The organism is uncultured Roseovarius sp. (assembly GCF_947259555.1).
GTDB lineage: Bacteria > Pseudomonadota > Alphaproteobacteria > Rhodobacterales > Rhodobacteraceae > Roseovarius.
On record NZ_CAMYMD010000105.1, the window covers coordinates 72,892 to 93,221 of the forward strand.

The 20,330-nt window shown below is 62.8% G+C and carries 20 protein-coding genes; 12 read left to right on the forward strand and 8 right to left on the reverse strand.

From position 1 onward, the window contains the following. Positions 1–19 precede the first annotated feature (19 nt). From Q0X85_RS18415 to Q0X85_RS18440, 6 genes are all read left to right on the forward strand, one after another. On the forward strand, positions 20–898 hold the full coding sequence (locus Q0X85_RS18415; protein ID WP_297774466.1) for an RNA polymerase factor sigma-32: 879 nt from the start codon (positions 20–22) through the stop codon (positions 896–898). Then, positions 895–1,665 carry a ChaN family lipoprotein gene (locus Q0X85_RS18420; protein WP_297774467.1) on the forward strand — a complete coding sequence of 257 codons (771 nt, stop codon included), beginning with the start codon at positions 895–897 and terminating at the stop codon, positions 1,663–1,665. Before Q0X85_RS18415 ends, Q0X85_RS18420 begins: the two co-directional genes overlap by 4 nt. Positions 1,666–1,731: 66 nt before the next feature. Continuing rightward, on the forward strand, positions 1,732–2,925 hold the full coding sequence (gene coaBC / locus Q0X85_RS18425; protein WP_297774469.1) for a bifunctional phosphopantothenoylcysteine decarboxylase/phosphopantothenate--cysteine ligase CoaBC: 1,194 nt from the start codon (positions 1,732–1,734) through the stop codon (positions 2,923–2,925). A gap of 40 nt (positions 2,926–2,965) precedes the next feature. Beyond that, positions 2,966–3,421 carry a dUTP diphosphatase gene (gene dut / locus Q0X85_RS18430; protein WP_297774470.1) on the forward strand — a complete coding sequence of 152 codons (456 nt, stop codon included), beginning with the start codon at positions 2,966–2,968 and terminating at the stop codon, positions 3,419–3,421. Continuing rightward, a complete protein-coding gene (locus tag Q0X85_RS18435; RefSeq protein ID WP_297774471.1) occupies positions 3,421–4,500 on the forward strand; it encodes a HesA/MoeB/ThiF family protein in 1,080 nt (359 codons plus the stop codon). The genes dut and Q0X85_RS18435 overlap by 1 nt, the downstream gene beginning before the upstream one ends. Next, positions 4,478–6,490 (forward strand): M3 family metallopeptidase, encoded by a 2,013-nt coding sequence (locus Q0X85_RS18440; RefSeq protein ID WP_297774472.1) that lies wholly within the window; start codon positions 4,478–4,480, stop codon positions 6,488–6,490. Before Q0X85_RS18435 ends, Q0X85_RS18440 begins: the two co-directional genes overlap by 23 nt. Positions 6,491–6,547: 57 nt before the next feature. Here Q0X85_RS18440 and Q0X85_RS18445 read toward each other — a convergent pair whose 3' ends face one another. From Q0X85_RS18445 to Q0X85_RS18455, 3 genes are all read right to left on the reverse strand, one after another. Then, on the reverse strand, positions 6,548–8,044 hold the full coding sequence (locus Q0X85_RS18445; protein ID WP_297774474.1) for a phosphomannomutase/phosphoglucomutase: 1,497 nt from the start codon (positions 8,042–8,044) through the stop codon (positions 6,548–6,550). A gap of 97 nt (positions 8,045–8,141) precedes the next feature. After that, positions 8,142–9,794 (reverse strand): capsule biosynthesis protein, encoded by a 1,653-nt coding sequence (locus Q0X85_RS18450; RefSeq protein ID WP_297774476.1) that lies wholly within the window; start codon positions 9,792–9,794, stop codon positions 8,142–8,144. Further along, complete coding sequence (locus Q0X85_RS18455) at positions 9,772–10,431, reverse strand: ATP-binding cassette domain-containing protein (RefSeq protein WP_297774477.1); 660 nt, start codon at positions 10,429–10,431, stop codon at positions 9,772–9,774. The genes Q0X85_RS18450 and Q0X85_RS18455 overlap by 23 nt, the downstream gene beginning before the upstream one ends. A gap of 274 nt (positions 10,432–10,705) precedes the next feature. Here Q0X85_RS18455 and Q0X85_RS18460 point away from each other — a divergent pair, with 274 nt between their 5' ends. The 6 genes from Q0X85_RS18460 to Q0X85_RS18485 all read left to right on the forward strand — a co-directional run bounded on the left by Q0X85_RS18460 (position 10,706) and on the right by Q0X85_RS18485 (position 14,820). Further along, entirely contained in the window at positions 10,706–11,185 is a 480-nt protein-coding gene (locus Q0X85_RS18460; protein ID WP_297774479.1) for a UPF0262 family protein, read from the forward strand. Between the two features lie 3 nt (positions 11,186–11,188). Next, positions 11,189–11,650: a low molecular weight phosphatase family protein gene (locus Q0X85_RS18465; protein ID WP_297774481.1), complete on the forward strand. Its 462-nt coding sequence runs from the start codon at positions 11,189–11,191 to the stop codon at positions 11,648–11,650. Beyond that, positions 11,647–12,042 (forward strand): ketosteroid isomerase-related protein, encoded by a 396-nt coding sequence (locus Q0X85_RS18470; protein WP_297774482.1) that lies wholly within the window; start codon positions 11,647–11,649, stop codon positions 12,040–12,042. The genes Q0X85_RS18465 and Q0X85_RS18470 overlap by 4 nt, the downstream gene beginning before the upstream one ends. Continuing rightward, a complete protein-coding gene (locus Q0X85_RS18475) occupies positions 12,039–12,623 on the forward strand; it encodes a GNAT family N-acetyltransferase (protein ID WP_297774484.1) in 585 nt (194 codons plus the stop codon). The genes Q0X85_RS18470 and Q0X85_RS18475 overlap by 4 nt, the downstream gene beginning before the upstream one ends. 121 nt (positions 12,624–12,744) lie before the next feature. Further along, on the forward strand, positions 12,745–13,668 hold the full coding sequence (locus tag Q0X85_RS18480; RefSeq protein ID WP_297774485.1) for a lipid A-modifier LpxR family protein: 924 nt from the start codon (positions 12,745–12,747) through the stop codon (positions 13,666–13,668). An 87-nt stretch (positions 13,669–13,755) separates the two neighbouring features. Beyond that, positions 13,756–14,820, forward strand: a complete 1,065-nt coding sequence (locus Q0X85_RS18485; protein ID WP_297774487.1) for a Hint domain-containing protein — start codon at positions 13,756–13,758, stop codon at positions 14,818–14,820. A 194-nt stretch (positions 14,821–15,014) separates the two neighbouring features. On the opposite strand, the gene Q0X85_RS18490 is transcribed toward Q0X85_RS18485, so the two are convergent. The 5 genes from Q0X85_RS18490 to Q0X85_RS18510 form a co-directional block, all read right to left on the reverse strand. Continuing rightward, positions 15,015–15,626, reverse strand: a complete 612-nt coding sequence (locus tag Q0X85_RS18490) for an extensin family protein (protein ID WP_297774489.1) — start codon at positions 15,624–15,626, stop codon at positions 15,015–15,017. Continuing rightward, positions 15,623–16,540 (reverse strand): prephenate/arogenate dehydrogenase family protein, encoded by a 918-nt coding sequence (locus Q0X85_RS18495; protein ID WP_297774490.1) that lies wholly within the window; start codon positions 16,538–16,540, stop codon positions 15,623–15,625. The genes Q0X85_RS18490 and Q0X85_RS18495 overlap by 4 nt, the downstream gene beginning before the upstream one ends. Continuing rightward, positions 16,537–17,622, reverse strand: coding sequence for a histidinol-phosphate transaminase (gene hisC, locus Q0X85_RS18500; protein ID WP_297774491.1), 1,086 nt, complete (start codon positions 17,620–17,622; stop codon positions 16,537–16,539). The genes Q0X85_RS18495 and hisC overlap by 4 nt, the downstream gene beginning before the upstream one ends. Before the next feature lie 116 nt (positions 17,623–17,738). After that, complete coding sequence (gene rpsD / locus Q0X85_RS18505) at positions 17,739–18,359, reverse strand: 30S ribosomal protein S4 (protein WP_297774493.1); 621 nt, start codon at positions 18,357–18,359, stop codon at positions 17,739–17,741. Positions 18,360–18,530: 171 nt separating this feature from the next. Next, positions 18,531–20,129 (reverse strand): phosphoenolpyruvate carboxykinase, encoded by a 1,599-nt coding sequence (locus Q0X85_RS18510; protein WP_297774494.1) that lies wholly within the window; start codon positions 20,127–20,129, stop codon positions 18,531–18,533. Positions 20,130–20,330: the final 201 nt, after the last annotated feature.

Sequence of the window (20,330 nt, forward strand, 5' to 3'; positions counted from 1 at the left end):
TGCATGACAGGGGGATCACATGCCACTCGATGCACCGCAGCAAAGCAACATGTCCCGCACCGCCATGAAGGCGGAAATGCTGGACGCAGAAACCGAACTCAAACTCGCCTACGCTTGGCGGGATGAGCGCGACGAGGAGGCGTTGCATCGCTTGATCAACGCCTATATGCGCCTCGCGATCTCTATGGCGTCAAAGTTTCGTCGTTACGGTGCTCCCATGAATGACCTCATCCAGGAGGCAGGGCTTGGCCTCATGAAAGCCGCCGACAAGTTTGACCCCGACCGGGGCGTGCGCTTTTCGACCTATGCCGTGTGGTGGATCAAGGCCAGCATTCAGGATTACGTGATGCGCAACTGGTCTATGGTGCGCACCGGCTCCACCTCCTCGCAGAAGTCGCTCTTCTTCAACATGCGCCGCGTACAGGCGCGCATCGAGCGCGAAGCAATGGCCAATGGTGAGGAACTGGACGGCTATCAGCTGCGCGAGATGATCGCGCATGAGGTCGGTGTTCCCTTGCGTGATGTGGAAATGATGGAAGGCCGCTTGTCGGGCTCCGATTTCTCGCTCAACGCCACGCAATCGTCGGAAGATGAGGGGCGCGAGTGGATCGACACGATCGAGGATGAGGGCGCGCGCGGCGATGAGCTTGTCGAGAAGGATCACGATTTGCAGGCGCTGCGCGACTGGCTGGGCGATGCGATGAACAAGCTCAACGAGCGCGAACGCTTCATCGTCCGCGAACGCAAGCTGCGCGATGCGCCGCGCACGCTCGAAAGTCTTGGCGAGGAATTGAGCCTGTCCAAAGAGCGGGTGCGTCAGCTTGAGGCGGCGGCGTTCCAGAAAATGCGCAAGCATCTTGAAAAGCACGGCGGCGAGGTGCAGAACCTGCTCGTATGAGCCTGCGCGCCCTTGCCCTGACAGTCGGATTATGCGCCGCCCTTCCGGTGGCGGCGCAAGATGTGGCGATCCTGGGCGAAGTACATGACAATCCCGCGCATCACGCCGAACAAGCGGCGCAAGTCGCGCGGCTGCAACCTGCTGCCATCGTGTTCGAAATGTTGACCGAGGCACAGGCCGCGTTGGTGACGCCCGAATTGCGTGGCGATGCTGAGGCGATGGCCGAGGCCCTTGATTGGGCCGAGAGTGGCTGGCCCGATTTCTCCATGTATCACCCGATCTTCACCGCGGCCCCCGAGGCCGTGATTTATGGCGCATTGGTCCCGCGTCCCGTGGCGCGAGAGGTGTTCGACACCGGCCCGGTTGAGGCGTTCGGGGCAGAGGTCACGCGCTACGGCCTAGATCGCGATCTCGACCCGGCAGAGCAGGCCACCCGCGAGGCGATGCAGATGAGCGCGCATTGTGACGCACTGCCCGAGGACATACTGCCCGGCATGGTCGCGGTGCAACGCCTGCGCGATGCGGTGCTGGCGCGGGCGGTAGTGCAAGCAATCGACGAGACCGGCGGGCCGGTCGCGGTGATCACCGGCAACGGCCACGCCCGCCGCGACTGGGGCGTGCCTGCGGTGCTGGCCGAGGTGGCCCCGGATCTCGATATCTGGGTGCTGGGGCAGACCGAGGACGGTCGCCCGCTGGAGGGCGGGTTCGATGTGGTCAAAACCGCCCCCGCCGCCGAGCGCCCCGATCCCTGCGCCGCGTTTCAGTAACAGCCCGCGCCCTTGCACGCGCGCCGCACCCGCCCTACTGTCAGCGCGGCCCTGGAAGGAACGCCCATGCTCACCTCGAAACGGATTCTACTGATCATCGGCGGCGGCATCGCGGCGTTCAAATCGCTCGACCTCATCCGACGGCTGCGCGAACGCGGTGCAGAGGTGACGCCCGTGCTGACCCGGGCCGGCACCGAGTTCGTCACGCCCTTATCGGTCTCGGCACTGGCGGGGCGAAAGGTGTTTTCGGACCTCTTTGACCTGACCGACGAGGCCGAGATGGGGCATATCGAACTCAGCCGCTCGGCCGACCTGATTGTCGTGGCCCCGGCCACCGCCGACCTGATGGCCAGGATGGCGCAGGGTCATGCGGATGATCTGGCCTCGACGCTGCTGCTGGCCACCGACACGCCGGTGCTGCTGGCCCCGGCGATGAATGTGCGGATGTGGCAGCACGCGGCGACACAGCGCAATATCGAGACGCTTATGGCCGACGGCATCGGGTTTGTCGGTCCCAATGACGGCGACATGGCCTGCGGCGAGCACGGCCCGGGCCGCATGGCCGAGGTGCCCGAGATCCTCGCCGCAGTTGAGGCGGCGCTAGCAGATGGCCCGCTGCAGGGGCGGCGTGTGCTGGTCACGTCCGGCCCCACGCATGAGCCCATCGACCCGGTGCGCTATATCGCCAACCGATCCTCCGGCGCGCAGGGCACGGCGATAGCGCGGGCTTTGGCCGCGCTCGGGGCTGATGTGGTCTTTGTCACCGGCCCCGCCACCGTGCCGCCCCCCGAAGGCGTTGAGGTGATACGCGTCGAGACCGCACGCGAGATGCTGGCGGCGGTCGAGGGCGCGCTGCCCGCCGATGCCGCCGTCTTCGCCGCCGCCGTGGCCGATTGGCGCGTGACCAGTGAAAGCGACCGCAAGATGAAGAAGACCGACGGCGGGCTGCCGCTGCTGGAATTTGCCGAGAACCCGGACATTCTGGCGACGGTGAGCCAAATGACCGAGGGACGCCCGCCGCTGGTGGTGGGCTTTGCCGCCGAGACGCATGACGTGGTGGACCTTGCCACCGCCAAGCGCGCGCGGAAACGCTGTGACTGGATCGTCGCCAACGATGTGAGCGCCGGGACGGGCATCATGGGCGGGGCCGAGAATGCCGTGACGCTGATCACCGGAGAGGGCGCGGACAGCTGGCCACGCATGGGTAAGGATCAGGTCGCGCGGCAACTGGCCGAGCGAATCGCGCAGGCGCTGGCCTGAGGATTTTGGATATTTTTGGCAAGATGAAGAGAGGCCGTCCATGCTGACCGTCGCGTTTCAATGGGAGGAGGGGGCGGATCGCTCCCTGGGCCTGCCCGCCTATGAGACGGCTGGGGCCGCAGGGGCCGACCTGCGTGCGAACTTCCCGGATCGCGGCGTGGTGATGCTGGAGCCCGGCGCACGGGCGCTGGTGCCGACGGGGCTGCGGCTGATGGTGCCTGCGGGATACGAGGTGCAACTGCGCCCCCGCTCGGGGCTGGCGCTGAGATATGGGATCACCCTGCCCAATAGCCCCGGCACCATCGACAGTGACTATCGCGGCCCCCTCGGGGTAATCGTGATGAACGCGGGCGAGGAGCCGTTCGAGATCGAGCATGGCGCGCGGATCGCGCAGATGGTCGTGGCCCCGGTGGTGCAGGCGCGGTTCGAGGCGGTCGAGAGCCTGGAGGCCACCGCGCGTGGCGCGGGGGGCTTCGGCTCCACGGGGGAACGCTGATGCTGCTGGTTCTGGTGATGGCGGCGGTGCTCTGGGGCATCGGGGCGGCGATGGGCACGCCCCGGCGCCTGCGGTGGGCGATGATCGCGGGGCTCTGGGCTGCCGTCACGCTGGCGCATCTGGTCTTGCCCCTGGGTCACCCCATCCGGCTCGCCACCGGCGAGAGCGCGGCCCTGTGGCTGATGATCGGGGGCGCTGCTGTGCTGGTGCTGGTCTATCGTGCGGCGCTGCGCTGGTTGCGCACGCGGGCCGGGCGGCGCGAGACCGAGGCCGAGGCGGACACCAGCCCCAAGCCGCTCTTTTCTGAGGCGGAACTGGGCCGTTATGCCCGCCATATCGTGCTGCGCGAGATCGGCGGACCGGGGCAGAAGGCGCTCAAGCAGGCGCGTGTGCTGGTGATCGGCGCCGGAGGTCTCGGCTCTCCGGTGCTGTTGTATCTGGCGGCCGCCGGGGTGGGCACCATCGGGGTGATCGACGATGACGAGGTGGACAATTCCAACCTGCAACGACAAGTTATCCACCGCGATGCCGATATAAGTTTACCAAAAGTGCAATCGGCCATGGCCGCGATGCAGGCGCAGAACCCCTCTGTCGTGGTGCGCCCTTACCGGCGGCGGCTATCGCCCGAGATCGCCGAGGATCTTTTTGCCGACTACGATCTGATCCTCGACGGCACCGACAATTTCGAGACGCGCTATCTGGCCAATGCCGCTGCCGTGGCACAGGGCAAACCGCTGATTTCCGGCGCGCTGTCGCAATGGGAGGGGCAGTTGAGCGTGTTCGACCCCGCCCATGGCGCGCCCTGCTATCAATGCATCTTTCCCGAGGCCCCCGCACCCGGTCTTGCGCCGTCCTGTGCCGAGGCGGGCGTTCTTGGCCCCTTGCCCGGCGTGGTCGGCGCGATGATGGCCGCGGAGGCGGTGAAACTGATCACCGGGGCGGGGCAGTGCTTGCGCGGCGAGATGCTGATTTACGACGCGCTTTATGGCGAGAGCCGCAAGATCGCGCTCAACCGCCGCGCCGATTGCCCGATCTGCGGCGACAAAGGAGAAAGACATGACCAACCCGTTGCTGGCTGAGTGGGCCACGCCCTTCAACCTTGCCCCGTTCGACGCGATTTCGGACGAAGATTTCGCCCCCGCCTTTGACGCGGCGATGCAAGAGGCGCGAGCGGAGGTGGCGGCGATTGCAGACAATCCCGACGCGCCGACCTTCGCCAACACAATTGAGGCGCTGGAGGCGTCAGGCGACGCGCTCGACAAGGTGCTGTCGGTGTTCTTCACCGTGGCGGGCGCGGACAGCAACCCGAGGCGGCAGGAATTGCAGCGCGAGTTCGGCCCCAAGCTGGCCGCCTATTCCTCGGAGCTTTATGGCAACAAGCAGCTTTTCGCGCGGGTTGAGGCGGTCTGGCAGGCGCGCGAGACGCTCGACCTGACGGCAGAGCAGCAGCGCCTCCTGATGCTGACGCATCGCGCCTTTCGCCGGGCGGGTGCGGCGCTGACCGGCGAGCAGGACAAACGCATGCGCGCGATCATGGCACGGCTGGCAGAACTCGGCACGGCGTTCACACAGAATCTGCTGGCGGATGAAGCGGGCTGGCATATGGAACTCTCCGAGGCCGATCTGGAGGGGCTGCCGGAGTTCGTAATCCAGTCGGCGCGCGCGGCGGGGCAGGAAAAGGGGGCGGATGGTCCCGTGATCACGCTGTCGCGTTCGCTGATCGTGCCGTTCCTGCAATTCTCTCCGCGCCGCGATTTGCGCCGCCGCGCGTTTGAGGCCTGGACCTCGCGCGGGGCCATGGGCGGTGAGACCGACAACCGCGCCATCGCCGAGGAGATATTGCGTCTGCGGGCCGAGCGGGCGGCGCTTTTGGGCTACGAGAGCTTTGCCGCCTACAAGCTGGAAACCGAGATGGCCAAGACGCCAGAGGCTGTGCGCGATCTTCTAATGGCGGTGTGGGAGCCTGCCCGTGCGCAGGCCGAGGCCGATGCAGACAAGCTCACGACGATGATGCGCGAAGACGGGATCAACGGCGATCTGGAGCCGTGGGACTGGCGCTATTATTCCGAGAAGCGGCGGCAGGCCGAGCATGATCTGGATGAGGCCGCGCTCAAGCCGTATCTCTCGCTCGAGGCGATAATCGAGGCGGCGTTCGGCTGTGCCAACCGGCTGTTTGGCCTCGAATTCAAACCGCTCGATGTGGCGCTTTATCATCCCGATTGCCGCGCGTGGGAGGTGACACGGCAAGGGCGGCATGTGGCGGTCTTCATCGGGGACTATTTCGCGCGCGGCTCCAAACGCTCGGGCGCGTGGTGCTCGTCGATGCGCGGGCAGGCCAAACTGCCAAAGGTGCAGGGGCCGGTGGTGATCAATGTGTGCAATTTCGCCAAGGGCGATCCGGCGCTGCTGAGCTATGACGACGCGCGCACGCTGTTCCATGAGTTTGGCCACGCGCTGCATCACCTCTTGTCTGATGTGAGCTACGAGAGCCTGTCGGGCACCTCCGTGGCGCGCGATTTCGTGGAACTTCCGAGCCAGCTCTACGAGCACTGGCTGGAGGTGCCGGAGGTGCTGGAGCGCTACGCCACCCATGTCGAGACCGGCGACCCGATGCCGCCCGAGATGCTGGATCGACTGCTCAGGGCGACGACCTATGACATGGGGTTCCAGACGGTGGAATACGTGGCCTCGGCCCTGGTGGACCTGCGCTTGCACGAAGGCGCGCCCCCCGCGGACCTGATGGCGGCGCAGCGCAAAGTGCTGGATCAGTTGGAGCTGCCCCGTGCCATCGCCATGCGCCACGCGAGCCCGCATTTTGCGCATGTGTTCTCGGGCGACGGCTATTCCAGCGGCTATTACAGCTACATGTGGTCCGAGGTGATGGACGCCGATGCCTTTGCCAGCTTTGAGGAAGCGGGCGGCGCCTTCGACCCGGACCGGGCCGAGGCACTGGAGGCGTTCATCCTGTCCATGGGGGGATCAGAGGACCCCGAAACACTCTATCTGAAGTTTCGTGGCCAGATGCCGACGGTTGCGGCATTGCTCAGGGGACGTGGTCTGGCCGCCTGACAGACTGGCTGACGGGCACATCGCGCCAAACAGCCCCGGCTCAGGGCCGGGGCTGACTCAGATGGTCTGATCGTAGTCGCCAACACCCGGCTCGGTTCGGATCACCGCGTCGATATCGGCAAAGATCGCGCGCATCTCGGCCTCGCTGTCGCTGCTTTCGCAGACGACCACAAGGTTGGGTGTGTTCGACGAGGCGCGCACCAGACCCCAAGAGCCATTGTCGAGGATGACACGCGCGCCGTTCACCGTGACCACCTCCTTGATCGCACGACCCGCAACCGGCTCGCCCGCCTCATGCTTGGCGACCAGCCGTTCCACGATCCGGTCGAGCACCTGATATTTTTCGGTATCGGCGCACCAAGGGGACATGGTGGGCGTCGCGTAGGTCATCGGCAGGGCGCGCCGCAGGTCCGACATGGACATATCGGGATTGCGATCCATCAGTTTGCAGATTTCCACGGCAACGCGCATGCCGCAGTCATAGCCGCGGCCCACCGGCTCGGCGAGAAAATAGTGTCCAGATTTCTCGAAACCGGCGAGCGCACCCAGTTCCTTGACCCGGCGCTTCATGTGGCTGTGGCCGGTCTTCCAGTAATCCGCGGTGACGCCGTTCCTGATCAATTCGGGGTCCGAGGCGAAGAGCCCGGTCGATTTGACATCCGCCACGAAGGTCGAATTTGGGTAAATCTTCGACAGGTCCCGCGCCATGATGACACCCACCTTGTCGGCGAAAATCTCTTCGCCCTCGTCATCGACCACGCCGCAGCGGTCGCCGTCGCCATCGAAGCCAAGCGCGAAATCGGCCCCCGTGGCGCGCACGCTGTCGGCCATGTCATGCAGCATTTCCATGGCTTCGGGGTTGGGGTTGTAATGCGGAAAGGTATAGTCGAGCGTGTTATGCGAGGGGATCACCTCGACGCCGATGCGCTCGAACAACTCGGGCGCAAAAGCCGAGGCGGTGCCGTTGCCGGTGGCGCAGACCACGCGCAGCTTGCGGGTCATCCTGAAGTCACCGGCGAGATCGTCGAGATAAGCCTCGCGCACACCGGGAACGAATTCATAGGCACCACCGGGATGCGGCTGACCGCGCCCCTCCAGTACGATGCCCTTCAGCTCTGCCATCTCGTCGGGGCCATGCGTCAGGGGCCGCTCGAACCCCATCTTGACCCCGGTCCAGCCATTCGGGTTATGCGAGGCGGTGACCATCGCCACGGCGGGCACATCGAGGTGAAACTGCGCGAAATAGGCCATTGGCGACAGGCAGGGCCCGATATCCTTGACCGTGATCCCGGCCTGCATCAGCCCGAGGATGAGCGCATTCTTGATGCTGAGCGAATAGTCGCGATAGTCGTTGCCGACCGCGATCACCGGCTCAATCCCGCGCGCGCGGATCTGCGTGCCAAGGCCGAGGCCAAGCGCGGTGATGCCGGGCAGGTTGATCTGATCGGGATATTTCCAGCGCGCGTCATATTCGCGAAACCCGGTGGGCGCGATCATCGCGTCGCGCAGAAATTCCCATGTGTTGGGGGTAACGATCGGGAGCGGTTTGGTCATGGAAACTCTCTTGGCCAGTCAACTGAGGGGCGGATTGGTCTTTGGACCGATCCGGAAAGGCCACAGGATGCGCGCCTGTCCAGATCTAAGCAGACTATCAAGATGACACCTGTTCACGCAGAATAGAGGTTGTAAGCGAAATCATCAGGTAGATGCCCGAAAAGATCAGGAACGCCAGTATCGTATTCTCGAAAGCACGCGGATAAGAGGCGTCCTGCGACGGAAGGGGCCGAACGCTGACCGTGAGATAGCGCACCTGCTTGTTCGCCTCGATCTCGGACTGACGCTTGGCCTCGAGCGCGGATTGCAGTACAAGATCGGCCGTCGCAAGGTCGGCCTGTGCCATCTGAATCGCGGCGGTCTTGGACGCAAGCGAGCTTTCACCAGCGGTCGCCTCGGTCAGCCTGCTCTTCTGTTTGTCAAGTTCGGAGCGCAGTATCTCGATCTCACTTTCCAGCGCCTGGACCCGCGCGCGGTTGGGGCGCGCGTTGTTGTTCTGGATGTTGAGCGCAAGCTCTTTCTCCTGAAGTTGCAATTCGACTGTGCTGATCAGACTGCGAATACCTGCGATCTCGCCCTCGGGATCAAGAATGCTGTCCTCTTGCAACGAGACGAGATGCTCTTGCGCTGCACGACGGTCTGCCTTGGCCTGATCAAGGCTGTCGACCGCCGTGCTCACGGCATCCTGGCGTTTTTCCTGGCTGAGCTCGTCGACGCGCTCCTCGGCATATTTGATAAGACGCTGTGAAAAATCCGCGCTCACCTCGGGATTGGCGGTCGAGACCTCCATCCGGATCACACCCTCTGTCGGGTCGTAGCCGAGTTTGACATACTTGCTATAGAGCTTGTAGGCCGCCTCGTTCGAGGCATCGGGATCAAGCCGCTGGAGCGGGTCAATCCAAGGTTGGCTGAAATGCTCGCGAAAGCCCAATTCTTCGTCGAGGCGCAGCATCGCATCCTTGGACTCGAGATACTCCTGCGTGGCGATGGCATCTTGACCGGTGGCGAACTGGCTGGGCAGAAGGCCACCCAGGCCACCAGCACCACCGCCCCCGCCACCATCTGCCGACAATATGAGAAATGCGGATTTGGTGGCGTACATCGGCGTTGCGATGGCGTAGAAATAATACCCGACAAGCAGCGTTGGCAGCAATACGAAGGCCATGAGCCGCGAAAAGAGAAGCGCCAGTTTGCGTCGGCGGCGACGGCCGATATCGCGCTGAATCGCCATGATTTCCTGCGCGCGCCGATCGGCGGGGCTGACATCTGTGGAGGGTAATGTCTCGCGAGAAACGGGAACCGTCTGCGGCAGTTGCACACGTTGATCGGCCGCGCTTGCGCTCTCGGCCCCGTTGCCCTGCGCCGCCTCGCCATCATTGGCGACCAGTTCGAGAATGTTGGCACGCTGAAACGGATCGACGCCGCGCGCGCGCAACAGTCGCACCGCATCAAAATCAGAGGTCGGTGCGAGCCCGTGTTTCTGCGCCATGCGCCGTGCCATGCGCAGCTGACGCCCGGTCAGACCTTCGCGGCGGATCTCGTCTATGCTGGTTCCGGTGCCGGTCTCCCGACTTGAGGCAACCTGCCCCTCCTGCAAATTCTGTGCATCATTGGCGGGGCTGGCCGCCGGGCCCGATGACTGTTCGATGCCGTGCACCTGGTCATCGGCCTGCGCTGCCAGACGCGGCGAGAGCGGGCCCGTCGCGCTGCGCCGAATGCGAAATTTCCTAGCCTTGGGTTTCGTAGTCATAGAGCTCTTTTGCCTCTTCCAAGGAGTCGAACATATAGAGTTTTCCGCCCATCAGGACCGCTGCCGACCGCGCAAACTTTTCAAGCGTCTTTGGGTCGTGCGACACGATGATCACGGTGGTGGTGCGCAAACGTTCTTTCAGGATATCGCCGGCCTTGCGGTTGAACTCAACATCCGTGGACCCGGGCATGCCCTCGTCGATCAGATATATGTCGAAATCGAGCGCGAGCATCAACGCGAAGGTGAACCGCGCCCGCATGCCGGACGAATACGTGCCAAGCGGCTGGTCGAAATATTCACCAAGATTGCACAGCCAACGGCAATAGGCCTCGATATAATCCGGATCGAGACCATAAAGACGCGCGATGTAGCGCGAATTTTCGAGCGCGGACAGACGGCTTATCACACCGCCCATGAAGCCTAGGGGAAACGAAATGCGGCAGCCGCGACGGATCACGCCTTCATCCGGTTTTTCAAGGCCGGCCATCATATTGATCAATGTCGTCTTGCCGGTGCCGTTTGGCGCCAGAATGCCGAGGCTGTTGCCAAGATCCACACGGAACGACACATGGTCGAGAATGACCTTGCGCTGCGTCCCGGTCCAGAAGGACTTGCTGACATTCTCGAATTCGAGCATTTAATGGCCTCGGTGCAAATGCTTACCCGATATAACGGGACACTCTTAAGGTCGGCTTAGCCCATATCCGGTCATTATCGCCGATTTGAGAACAATGTGCCACTCGATCAAGGCAATATTATGATCGAAGGGACAAAAAGGCGTGGCAATTTCCCGGCAACCGTGGCCGGCAGGTGACGGGCGCGCCCGAAGCGTAGTGCGATAGATCGCGGCGATTGCCCAACGCGCGCCGCTGCGCTAGGGACGTAGAACGAGACGTTGCACGAGTGATGCCATGAGCCGAATTTCACATATCGAGTTGGATGATGCCAACCTGCCGCCCCCCACGCCCGAGATCGAGCAGGAGCGCAAGGTTGCGATGTACGATCTCATCGAGGAAAACAGTTTCGGTCTGCCCAAGCGCGATGATCGCGTTACGCCCGACGGCCCCTATCGCGTTGGGTTGGCGATCCGTGAAAAGCGTCTGGTCTTTGACATTCGCACTGAGGCCGATGAGCCTGCGGCAGAATTTCATTTGTCGCTCAGCCCGTTCCGGCAGGTGGTCAAGGATTACTGGGCCATTTGCGAAAGCTATTTCGACGCCGTCAAGAACATGCCGCCCAGCCAGATCGAGACCATCGACATGGCCCGGCGCGGGATTCACAACGAGGGGGCGCGGATACTGGCCGAGCGGCTTGAGGGTAAGGCTGAGATCGACAACGACACTGCGCGGCGTCTCTTCACGCTGATCTGCGTGTTGCACTTCGGGGGCTGATATATGCCCGACCCGCTGCCGCAGTCGGTGCTGTTCTGCTGCGACCACAACGCGGTCCGTTCGCCGATGGCGGAGGGAATAATGAAGAAATTTTATGGCTCCGATACCTATGTGCAATCTGTCGGCGTCAAGAATGATATGGAAATTGACGGGTTCAGCATCGCGGTATGCCGCGAAATCGGGGTCGAGCTCGAACGTCACCGCAGCCGAAGCTTTGACGAGATGGAGCAATGGGGCGACGATCTTTCATCGTTCGACCTGATCGTCGCCCTCAGCCCCGCGAGCCAGCGGCGGGCGCTCGAACTGACCCGCTTTTTTCATCTCGATGTCGTTTACTGGCCGATCATGGACCCTACCGGTCTTGCGCAGGAGCGCGAGGCGCGGCTTGTTGCCTATCGAAAGACCCGGGATCAGATCATCGGGCATTTGCAAGAGCGTTGGGGCCCACCCCGGGAGGAAAAATGAAAGAAACCGTCAAAGCCTATTTCGACGCGTTCAACCGCGGCGACGTACCCGGCATGCTGGCGTGTCTGAGCGAGGATGTGCGCCACTTCGTGAACGAAGGACAGGTGCGCGAGGGCAAGGATCTGTTCCGAGATTTTTGCGATCACATGAGCCATTGTTACCGCGAGGAACTGACCGATATGGTCATCTTCGAAGCAGAGGGGGGCACGCGCGCCGCGGCTGAATACGTGGTCAACGGCACCTATCTGGAGACCGACGAGGGTCTGCCCGAGGCCAACGGGCAGACCTACCGTTTACCTGCGGGATCTTTCTTTACCTTGCGCGACGGGCTCATCACGCGTGTTGTAACGTACTACAACCTTGCAGACTGGATGCGCCAGGTTTCCGCATGATCCGGGTCGAGCGGCTCACCGGCGACAGGCTTGCGCAGGCACTGCCGGGGGTGGCACGCCTGCGCATCGAGGTATTTCGTGCATTTCCATATCTCTATGACGGCGATGCCGCCTATGAAGAGAGTTACCTTCATGTCTACCGTGAGAGCGAAGATGCCATTCTGGTGGCGGCTTATGACGGTGACACCCTCGTGGGCGCGGCGACAGGCACCCCTATGGAGGACCACGCCGGTGATTTCGGGGCGGCCTTCGCGGGCACCGGACTTGCGCTGGAGCGGATCTTCTATTGCGCCGAAAGCGTGCTCTTGCCAGCCTATCGCGGTCAGGGTGTGGGCCATCGGTTCTTCGATCTGCGCGAGGCTCATGCACGGGCACTAGGACGCGATTACGCTGCATTCTGCTCGGTGATTCGGCCAAAGGACCACCCGGCGCGACCGCAAGGATACCAGCCGCTCGACGCCTTCTGGCATAAGCGCGGCTATACGCCGGTCGCGGGTGCGGTTGCATCGTTTGATTGGAAGGAGATCGGCGCGTCCGAGGAAACCGCCCATAAGCTTCAATTCTGGATGCGCGCGCTCTGACACGCGCACAGCATTGATTTCTTGCCACGCCCCAGCGGTTTCGTGAAAGTTTCGCTGGTCAATCAGAACCGTGATTGCTTATTTGGTGGTCGCCGGGGGGCGCAGCATGGGGACGTGACGGATGACACGTATTTTCGCCATCGCCGTCACGGCGATTCTCGGCATCACGGTATGGGTACAAGACGCGCAGGCCGAGGGGCGGCAGCGTCTTGGATATGGGTTGTTGTTCACCAACGATGTGCTCGGGGACACGCAGGACCGATGGCGCAGCGGATCGGTGACGTCAAGCCGCGTCTGGGGACCGGTCTGGCAGGGCCACGCGCCCGAGAGGTTCGGACAAATGCTGGAGTTCCGCTTTCACGGCGAGGTCATATCGCCGGAAAACCTCACCCGGCCCGCCGCCAATGACCGGCCTTACGCGGGCAATCTCGGTTTTGGCCTGCATACGCATTTCGAGCGCGCACGGATCGAATACGCCCTCGGCGCCGATCTGATCGTGACGGGATCGCAGACCGGTCTGGACGATTTCCAGGACTTTCTGCACGGTTTCCTTGGCGGGCGCGATGTGGGCCGCGCCGTACGCCGCAATCAGATCGACAATGACATTCGTCCCTCTGCCGTCTTCGAGGCGGCGCGCGCCTACGAGCTGGGATCGACGCGAATACGGCCTTTCGCCGAGGCGCGACTTGGGGTCGAAGACCTGATCCGTGCTGGCGCGGATATCATGATCGGCGGGATTGGCGTGGGCGAACTGCTTGTCCGCGACTCCGTCACCGGCCACCGCTACCGCGTGGTGCGGGCCGACCGTGCCGGAACCACGTTTTTGCTGGGCGGCGATATCGCCTATGTCGACGACAGCGATTACCTGCCCGCAAGCAGCGGCGTAACACTCAGCGAAGACCGCACGCGCCTGCGCGCGGGACTTCACTGGGAGAATCGTAAGGGAGCGGCACTTTTCTACGGTCTGACCTGGCTTGGCGAAGAATTCGAAGAGCAGCGCGAGGGGCAATTCCTCGGCTCTGTGCAGTTTCGGTTGCGGTTTTGACAAAAATGAAACGAGGGGCTTTTCAGACTGATTCGCCTTTGCTACCGTCGACCTAATAAAAAAACGAAGAGGCAGGCAGTCAGAGTTATGGGGACGGGCTTTAAAGGCACGTTCGTCATTTCCTGGTCGCAAATAGAGTTGGATGGAATGTCGACTGCACCCGTGCAGTCGCTTTCGGTGGGACAAACATGGTCCTGGCGGGGCGATGCCGTGCGCGTCGATGGCCCGAACGAGCTGTTGCGTCTGGAGATGGCGGAGGGGGAAAGCGTGAACCGCAAACGTGCGGCACGCATGGTGCGGCGCCTGGTGGGCGCCGCGACGAGCAACACGGATGATCTGCATCAGGTGACGGTCGAGGACCCGTTGATGGATCTCGGCTTTGTCGTCACAGACGGGTCACGCAGTTACACGGTTACGATCATCGAGGTGGGCCGCGGTGCGCCGCCTCTGCTGATGTTCCACGACGACATTCCGCCAAGAGCGCGCGAAATGTGGATCGTGCACCATTCGCTCGAAGGGATGCGCGGGGCGTCGACCGGGCCGGGGAGCGGCGGGGTGATCTGTTTCACCCCGGGCACGCGGATCGAAACCCCCGAAGGTCCGCGACTGGTAGAGGAACTGCGCGAGGGCGATCATGTGCAGACCCGCGACAGTGGCGCCGAAGAGATCCAATGGATCGGCAGCCGACGCATGACCGGTGCAAGGCTCTTTGCCATGCCAAAGTTGCGACCTATCCGGCTGCGTGCCGGGGCTCTGGGGGCGGATCGACCCGATGCCGAGCTATTGGTCAGCCCGGAGCACCGCCTCTTGGTGCGCGGCGATGTGGCCCGCGCCCTATTCAACACACCCGAAGTGCTGGTGATGGCCCGCGACCTGATCAACAACGACACGGTGTCGGTCGATCTGGCATCGCGCGAAGTCACCTATATTCACTTGTTGCTGCCACGGCATCAGATCATCTGGGCCAATGGCGTCGAAACCGAGAGTTTTCACCCCGCGAGCACGGCACTGTCGACGCTGGACGATGATGACCGTGCGCGGCTTTTGTCCATCAATCCCAATCTGGAATACGAGCCAAATCTCTACGGAGGCTACGCCCGACGATGCCTCAATGGGTCCGAAGCGGCGATACTCGCACATGAGGCCGCATAAAACACGACGTGCCTACATGTCCCGGCAGACGGCCCTGCAACCATCGCAGGTGCCATCAGGTTTGCGCTTGAGTTGCCTTAGAAGTAAACCGCGCCATTGACAGGCCGCGGCCCGGCGAGGACGCGGCCGCTTTCGGCGTCGTTCCGCGCCGGGTTTGCTGATTGAACGTCTGCATCAGGCCAGGTTTCACCAACTCAGCGGCAATACGGCCCGCCGCGATGCTTGGCCGTATCAAAATGAAAATGGTCGCGATGGTGACGGTCGGATTCAGGCCCAAGAACCGTCCCGAACGGGCCGCAGGCATCGCCATGAACCCGTCTGAGAATGCGCCCCTGATGGCCACGGTCCCAATCGCGGAGCACAGAGATTTCGGAGCCATCGTCAAGAAGCAGCGCCGAGATGTCTATGGCCTTGCCTCGTCCATGCTCCGAGATACGCGCGCCCGGCCTGTGATTACGGGTCCGGCAGACGTAGTGCGCGGCAACCCGTAACCCTTTGAGACCGCCCCCCATGCGCCCGACGGCGGTCTTGGCACTCTGATCCACCCAGTGGCCGACCGCGCGTGCCGTTGGGCAGTCGAGCGTGGCAGGCCGGCTCAGCCGCACGCCGTGCACCGCTTCCAGCCTGACGGCTTTTTCGACGCCGCAGCCGGCGAGCTTATTGGGCAGATAACCGGAGACCGATCCGACAAGTGCCGGATCGCCGCACAGCCCGCCACCCCGGCTCACCTCGTCGCCGTCGCCGCGTCCGCATGCCGACACGACAAGCGCCAGCCCCAGGCCAATGGCAAGAACCGCCCGCCTCATGATTTCTTTACCCGGCCAAAATCCGGCGCGTCGGTATCCTGCCCGGCCTCGATGATGCCCCGCCGGATGGCGCGGGTGCGGGTGAAATACGCGTGCAAATGGTCACCATCGCCGGTGCGAATAGCCCTCTGCAATGCAAACAACTCTTCGGTAAAGCGGCCCAGAATTTCCAATGTCGCCTCCTTGTTGTTCAAAAAAACGTCGCGCCACATGGTCGGGTCCGACGCCGCGATGCGGGTGAAATCCCGAAATCCGGCAGCCGAATACTTGATCACTTCGCTGTCGGTGACGCGGCGCAGGTCGTCGGCCACGCCCACCATCGTGTAGGCGATGAGATGCGGTGCATGGGATGTCACCGCAAGCACCAGATCATGATGCTCGGCATCCATCTCGTCGGTATAAGCGCCGAGTGCCTGCCAGAAACGCTCCAGCCGTCCCACCGCGCCGCGGTCGCTGCCCGCTTGCGGCACGATAAGACACCAGCGGTTGTCGAAAAGCTCGGCAAAGCCCGAGCGCGGCCCGGAATGTTCGGTCCCGGCCAGCGGATGCGCGGGGACGAAATGCACGCCGTCGGGCAGATGCGGCGCGACCGCCTCGATTACCGCCTTCTTTACCGAGCCCACATCGCTGACCGTGGCGCCGGGTTTCAGCACTGGGCCGATTTCCGTCGCGACGGCCCCCATCGCCCCCACCGGCACGCAGAGCACCACCAGATCGGCCCCTGTCGCGGCCTCGGCAGCGCTGTCGCAGACCCTGTCGCACAGGCCGATCTCGCGCGCGATGGCGCGGGTCTCGGGGCTGCGGGCATATCCCGTCACCTCACGCGCGACACCGGCGCGCTGGATCGCATGCCACATCGACGAGGCAATGAGCCCGAGCCCGATCAGGGCCACGCGGTCATAGATCACACTCATCGTGCACCGCCCTTGAACTGCCCCACGGCATGCGCCACCCGGCGGCAACTCGGTTCGTCACCGACCGTGATGCGCAGACAATTGGGCAGCTTGTACCCCGCCACCTGACGCACGATCAGCCCCTGCGATTTGAGATACTCGTCGCAGGCGCGCGCCTCTTCCGGGCTGCCGAACCGCGCGAGAATGAAATTCGCGGTCGATGTATCCGATGGCACGCCGTGCTCGGCAAGAGCCTCGGCCAGCCAGCCGCGCAGCCGCGCATTGTCTTCGCGGCAGCGCGTGGCCCAGGCCCGGTCGCGGACTGCGGCCTCTGCCGTGACCAGCGCGGCGTGGCTCAGGTTGAACGGTCCGCGTACGCGGTTGAGCACGTCGACAACGTGTTGCGGCCCATAGCCCCAGCCCACACGCAAGCCCCCGAGACCGTAGAGCTTGGAAAACGTGCGGGTCATCACGACATTCTCGCATGCCTCCACGAGTGCCGCGCCGCCATCATAGCCCTCGACATAGTCCGCATAAGCCCCGTCAACCACAAGAAGCGCCCGTTCGGGCAGCCCCTCGGCAAGACGGCGAAGCTCGGCTTCTCCAATCATCGTTCCGGTAGGATTGTTGGGATTGGCGAGAAAAACCAACCGTGTCGCATCGGTACAGGCCGCGAGGATCGCATCCACATCAGTAACCCTGTCGCGCTCGGGGACCTCCACGGGGGTCGCACCGTTCGCAAGAGTACTGATGCGATACATGGCAAAGCCGTGCTCGGTATGGATCACCTCGTCACCCGGCCCGGCATAGGCCTGACACAGAAAGGCGATGATCTCGTCACTGCCGACACCACAGACGATACGTTCTGCATCGAGCCCGTGAACCTCTGCGATAGCATTGCGCAATCCTGCATGATCGGTGGACGGGTAGCGATGCAACTCGTAGGCCGCCTTGCGAAACGCTTCCTTGGCGGCTTCTGACGGACCGAAGGGGTTCTCGTTCGAGCTGAGCTTGACCACGTTGGCCACGCCATCGATATGCGCCGCCCCCCCCTGATAAAGCGCGATCTCCATTACACCCGGCTGCGGCGCGATCTTGGTCATGTCATCCCTCTTCTCTCGCAGGTGGTTCTAGCTTTGACATCCCGCCTTGACCAGCATCAAAAGAAAAAGGCCGCGGCGGTTCCCCGTCGCGGCCTCTTCGCATATGGTCAGAACGCTTAGTTCTGGGCGTAGAATTCGATCACGAGGTTCGGTTCCATCATCACCGGATAGGGCACATCCGACAGGCCCGGCTGGCGCACGAAGGTGGCGACCATCTTGGAATGATCGGCGTCGATGTAATCGGGCACATCGCGCTCGGCAAGTTGGACGGCCTCAAGCAGCGCTGTCATCTGCTTCGACTTGTCGCGAACCTCGATCACATCGCCCTCTTTCACACGGTAGGAGGGGATGTTCACGCGCTTGCCATTCACCTTGACATGGCCGTGGTTCACGAACTGGCGTGCGGCGAACATCGTTGGCACGAACTTGGCGCGGTAAACGACGGCGTCGAGACGGCGCTCGAGCAGGCCGATCAAAAGCTCGCCGGTGTCACCGCGGACACGCTCGGCCTCGGCAAAGATGCGGCGGAACTGCTTTTCGGTCAGGTCGCCGTAGTAGCCCTTGAGCTTCTGCTTGGCGCGCAGCTGCAGGCCGAAGTCGGAAATTTTGGCCTTGCGGCGCTGACCGTGCTGGCCGGGGCCGTATTCGCGGCGATTTACCGGGGATTTCGGACGGCCCCAGATATTTTCGCCCATGCGGCGGTCGATCTTGTACTTGGCAGACGTGCGTTTGGTCACGGCTGATCTCCTTCTTTATGTGTCGAAGGGCGTTGTCCTTTGGATTGCTCCCGACAGGCATCCCCTCGCGGGGGCCACCAACACCAATGAAGTCGCGCTTATACAGGCACGTGTGAGGGTGTCAACAGGCCTGTTGGCGCAAGTCGTGATCCGCCCTGCCCGGCCATGAGGTTAGCCCAATGCCACGGCCTTGAGGTCATCGTCCACATGCGGCAGGTACTGCGCGAAGTTCTCGGCAAACATGCCAACCAGCTTGGTCGCCTGCCGGTCATAGGACGCCGGATCGTCCCAGGTGCGGCGGGGATCGAGCAGCACATCCGCAACCCCCGGAACCGCAACCGGCACGTCGAAGCCGAAATTCGGGTCCTTGCGGAATTCAACATCGTTGAGCGAGCCATCCAGCGCAGCGGTCAAGAGCGCCCGTGTGGCCTTGATCGGCATCCGCGAACCGGTCCCATAGGCTCCGCCCGTCCAACCGGAATTGACCAGCCAGCACGATGCGCCATGGCGCTCGATCTTCTGGCGCAGAAGATTGCCGTAAACCTCGGGACGGCGCGGCATGAAGGGCGCCCCGAAACAGGTTGAAAAGACCGGTTGCGGCTCGGTCAGGCCGCGCTCGGTTCCGGCCATCTTGGCGGTAAAACCAGACAGGAAGTGATACATCGCCTGCGCCGGTGTCAGCCGCGCAATCGGGGGCAGGACACCAAACGCATCGCAGGTCAGCATCACTACATTGCGCGGATGCCCCGCCTGCCCGGTCTCCGAGGCATTGGGAATATAATCTAGCGGATAGGCGCAGCGCATGTTCTCGGTGAGGCTCGAATCCTCGTAATCCAGTTCGCGCGTGTCTGCATCGTAGACCATGTTCTCGATCACCGTGCCGAACATTGAACAGGTGGCGTAGATCTCGGGCTCGGCCTCCGCGCTCAGATTGATGGTCTTGGCATAGCAACCGCCCTCGAAGTTGAACGTGCCCTTGTCCGACCAGCCATGCTCGTCGTCGCCCAGCAGTGTGCGTTCGGGATCAGCCGAAAGTGTGGTCTTGCCCGTGCCCGACAGGCCAAAGAACACGGCGGCATCTTCCGGGTCGTCCTTGGCGTGGTTGGCCGAGCAATGCATCGGCATGACATCCTTCTCGGGCAGCAGAAAGTTCATCAGGCCAAAGATCGACTTCTTGTTTTCACCGGCGTACTCGGTGTTGCCGATCAAGATCAGCTTGGCGTCGATGTTGACCGCGATCATTGTCTCGGACCGGCAGCCGTGCCGTTCGGGATCGGCCTTGAAACCGGGGCAGTTGATGACGGTATAGTCAGCCACGAAATGATCCAGCGCATCGCGGTCGGGACGGCGCAGCATGTGACGGATAAAGAGATTGTGCCACGCCAGCTCGTTGATGAGGCGCACGTTGATACTGTGTTCGGGATCGGCCCCGGCAACGAGATCCTGAACAAACATCTCACGCCCGGCCAGATAGTCCAGCATATCCTTGTGCAGCCGCTCAAACGGTTCCGGCTCCATCGCGGCGTTGTTTTCCCACCAGATCGCGTCGTCAGTCGTCGGGGTGCGCACGGTGAACTTGTCCTTGGGCGAGCGTCCGGTGAATTCGCCGGTACTCACCAGCAACGTGCCACCTTGCCCCAGCTCGCCCTCGCCTCGCCGAATGGCGGCAGACACAAGCGCTGGCTCCATCAGGTTATAATGCACGTGGCCCAGCCCCGAAATCCCCTGATCCTCGAGTCGAAAGCCCGGATTCACCCGTCCTGATGTCATGTCTCTCTCCCTTTTGGGCATGGCTGCCCGCTTTTGACTTGCGCCCACAAAAAACCGACTGTTGGTATCTGGTATTCCACGCCAGCATGGATTCGCAAGTCACGAATGGCGAGGTTTTTCCAAGTTAGCGCAATCACTTGGGCCAAGGCCAAGATGCTGCACCTGCAAACGCATGCCAGCGCACAGCAGCAGTCACGTTTG

Excerpts from the sequence above, each read along its gene's own strand:
- Q0X85_RS18420 (WP_297774467.1), top strand. The coding sequence starts at position 895 with ATGAGCCTGCGCGCCCTTGCCCTGACAGTCGGATTATGCGCCGCCCTT.
- Q0X85_RS18495 (WP_297774490.1), bottom strand. The coding sequence starts at position 16,540 with ATGAGTGTGATCTATGACCGCGTGGCCCTGATCGGGCTCGGGCTCATT.
- hisC (WP_297774491.1), bottom strand. The coding sequence starts at position 17,622 with ATGACCAAGATCGCGCCGCAGCCGGGTGTAATGGAGATCGCGCTTTAT.
- dut (WP_297774470.1), top strand. The coding sequence starts at position 2,966 with ATGCTGACCGTCGCGTTTCAATGGGAGGAGGGGGCGGATCGCTCCCTG.
- Q0X85_RS18490 (WP_297774489.1), bottom strand. The coding sequence starts at position 15,626 with ATGAGGCGGGCGGTTCTTGCCATTGGCCTGGGGCTGGCGCTTGTCGTG.
- Q0X85_RS18440 (WP_297774472.1), top strand. The coding sequence starts at position 4,478 with ATGACCAACCCGTTGCTGGCTGAGTGGGCCACGCCCTTCAACCTTGCC.
- Q0X85_RS18415 (WP_297774466.1), top strand. The coding sequence starts at position 20 with ATGCCACTCGATGCACCGCAGCAAAGCAACATGTCCCGCACCGCCATG.
- Q0X85_RS18510 (WP_297774494.1), bottom strand. The coding sequence starts at position 20,129 with ATGACATCAGGACGGGTGAATCCGGGCTTTCGACTCGAGGATCAGGGG.
- Q0X85_RS18445 (WP_297774474.1), bottom strand. The coding sequence starts at position 8,044 with ATGACCAAACCGCTCCCGATCGTTACCCCCAACACATGGGAATTTCTG.
- Q0X85_RS18460 (WP_297774479.1), top strand. The coding sequence starts at position 10,706 with ATGAGCCGAATTTCACATATCGAGTTGGATGATGCCAACCTGCCGCCC.
- Q0X85_RS18465 (WP_297774481.1), top strand. The coding sequence starts at position 11,189 with ATGCCCGACCCGCTGCCGCAGTCGGTGCTGTTCTGCTGCGACCACAAC.
- Q0X85_RS18450 (WP_297774476.1), bottom strand. The coding sequence starts at position 9,794 with ATGACTACGAAACCCAAGGCTAGGAAATTTCGCATTCGGCGCAGCGCG.
- coaBC (WP_297774469.1), top strand. The coding sequence starts at position 1,732 with ATGCTCACCTCGAAACGGATTCTACTGATCATCGGCGGCGGCATCGCG.
- Q0X85_RS18435 (WP_297774471.1), top strand. The coding sequence starts at position 3,421 with ATGCTGCTGGTTCTGGTGATGGCGGCGGTGCTCTGGGGCATCGGGGCG.
- Q0X85_RS18475 (WP_297774484.1), top strand. The coding sequence starts at position 12,039 with ATGATCCGGGTCGAGCGGCTCACCGGCGACAGGCTTGCGCAGGCACTG.
- Q0X85_RS18485 (WP_297774487.1), top strand. The coding sequence starts at position 13,756 with ATGGGGACGGGCTTTAAAGGCACGTTCGTCATTTCCTGGTCGCAAATA.
- Q0X85_RS18480 (WP_297774485.1), top strand. The coding sequence starts at position 12,745 with ATGACACGTATTTTCGCCATCGCCGTCACGGCGATTCTCGGCATCACG.
- Q0X85_RS18470 (WP_297774482.1), top strand. The coding sequence starts at position 11,647 with ATGAAAGAAACCGTCAAAGCCTATTTCGACGCGTTCAACCGCGGCGAC.
- Q0X85_RS18455 (WP_297774477.1), bottom strand. The coding sequence starts at position 10,431 with ATGCTCGAATTCGAGAATGTCAGCAAGTCCTTCTGGACCGGGACGCAG.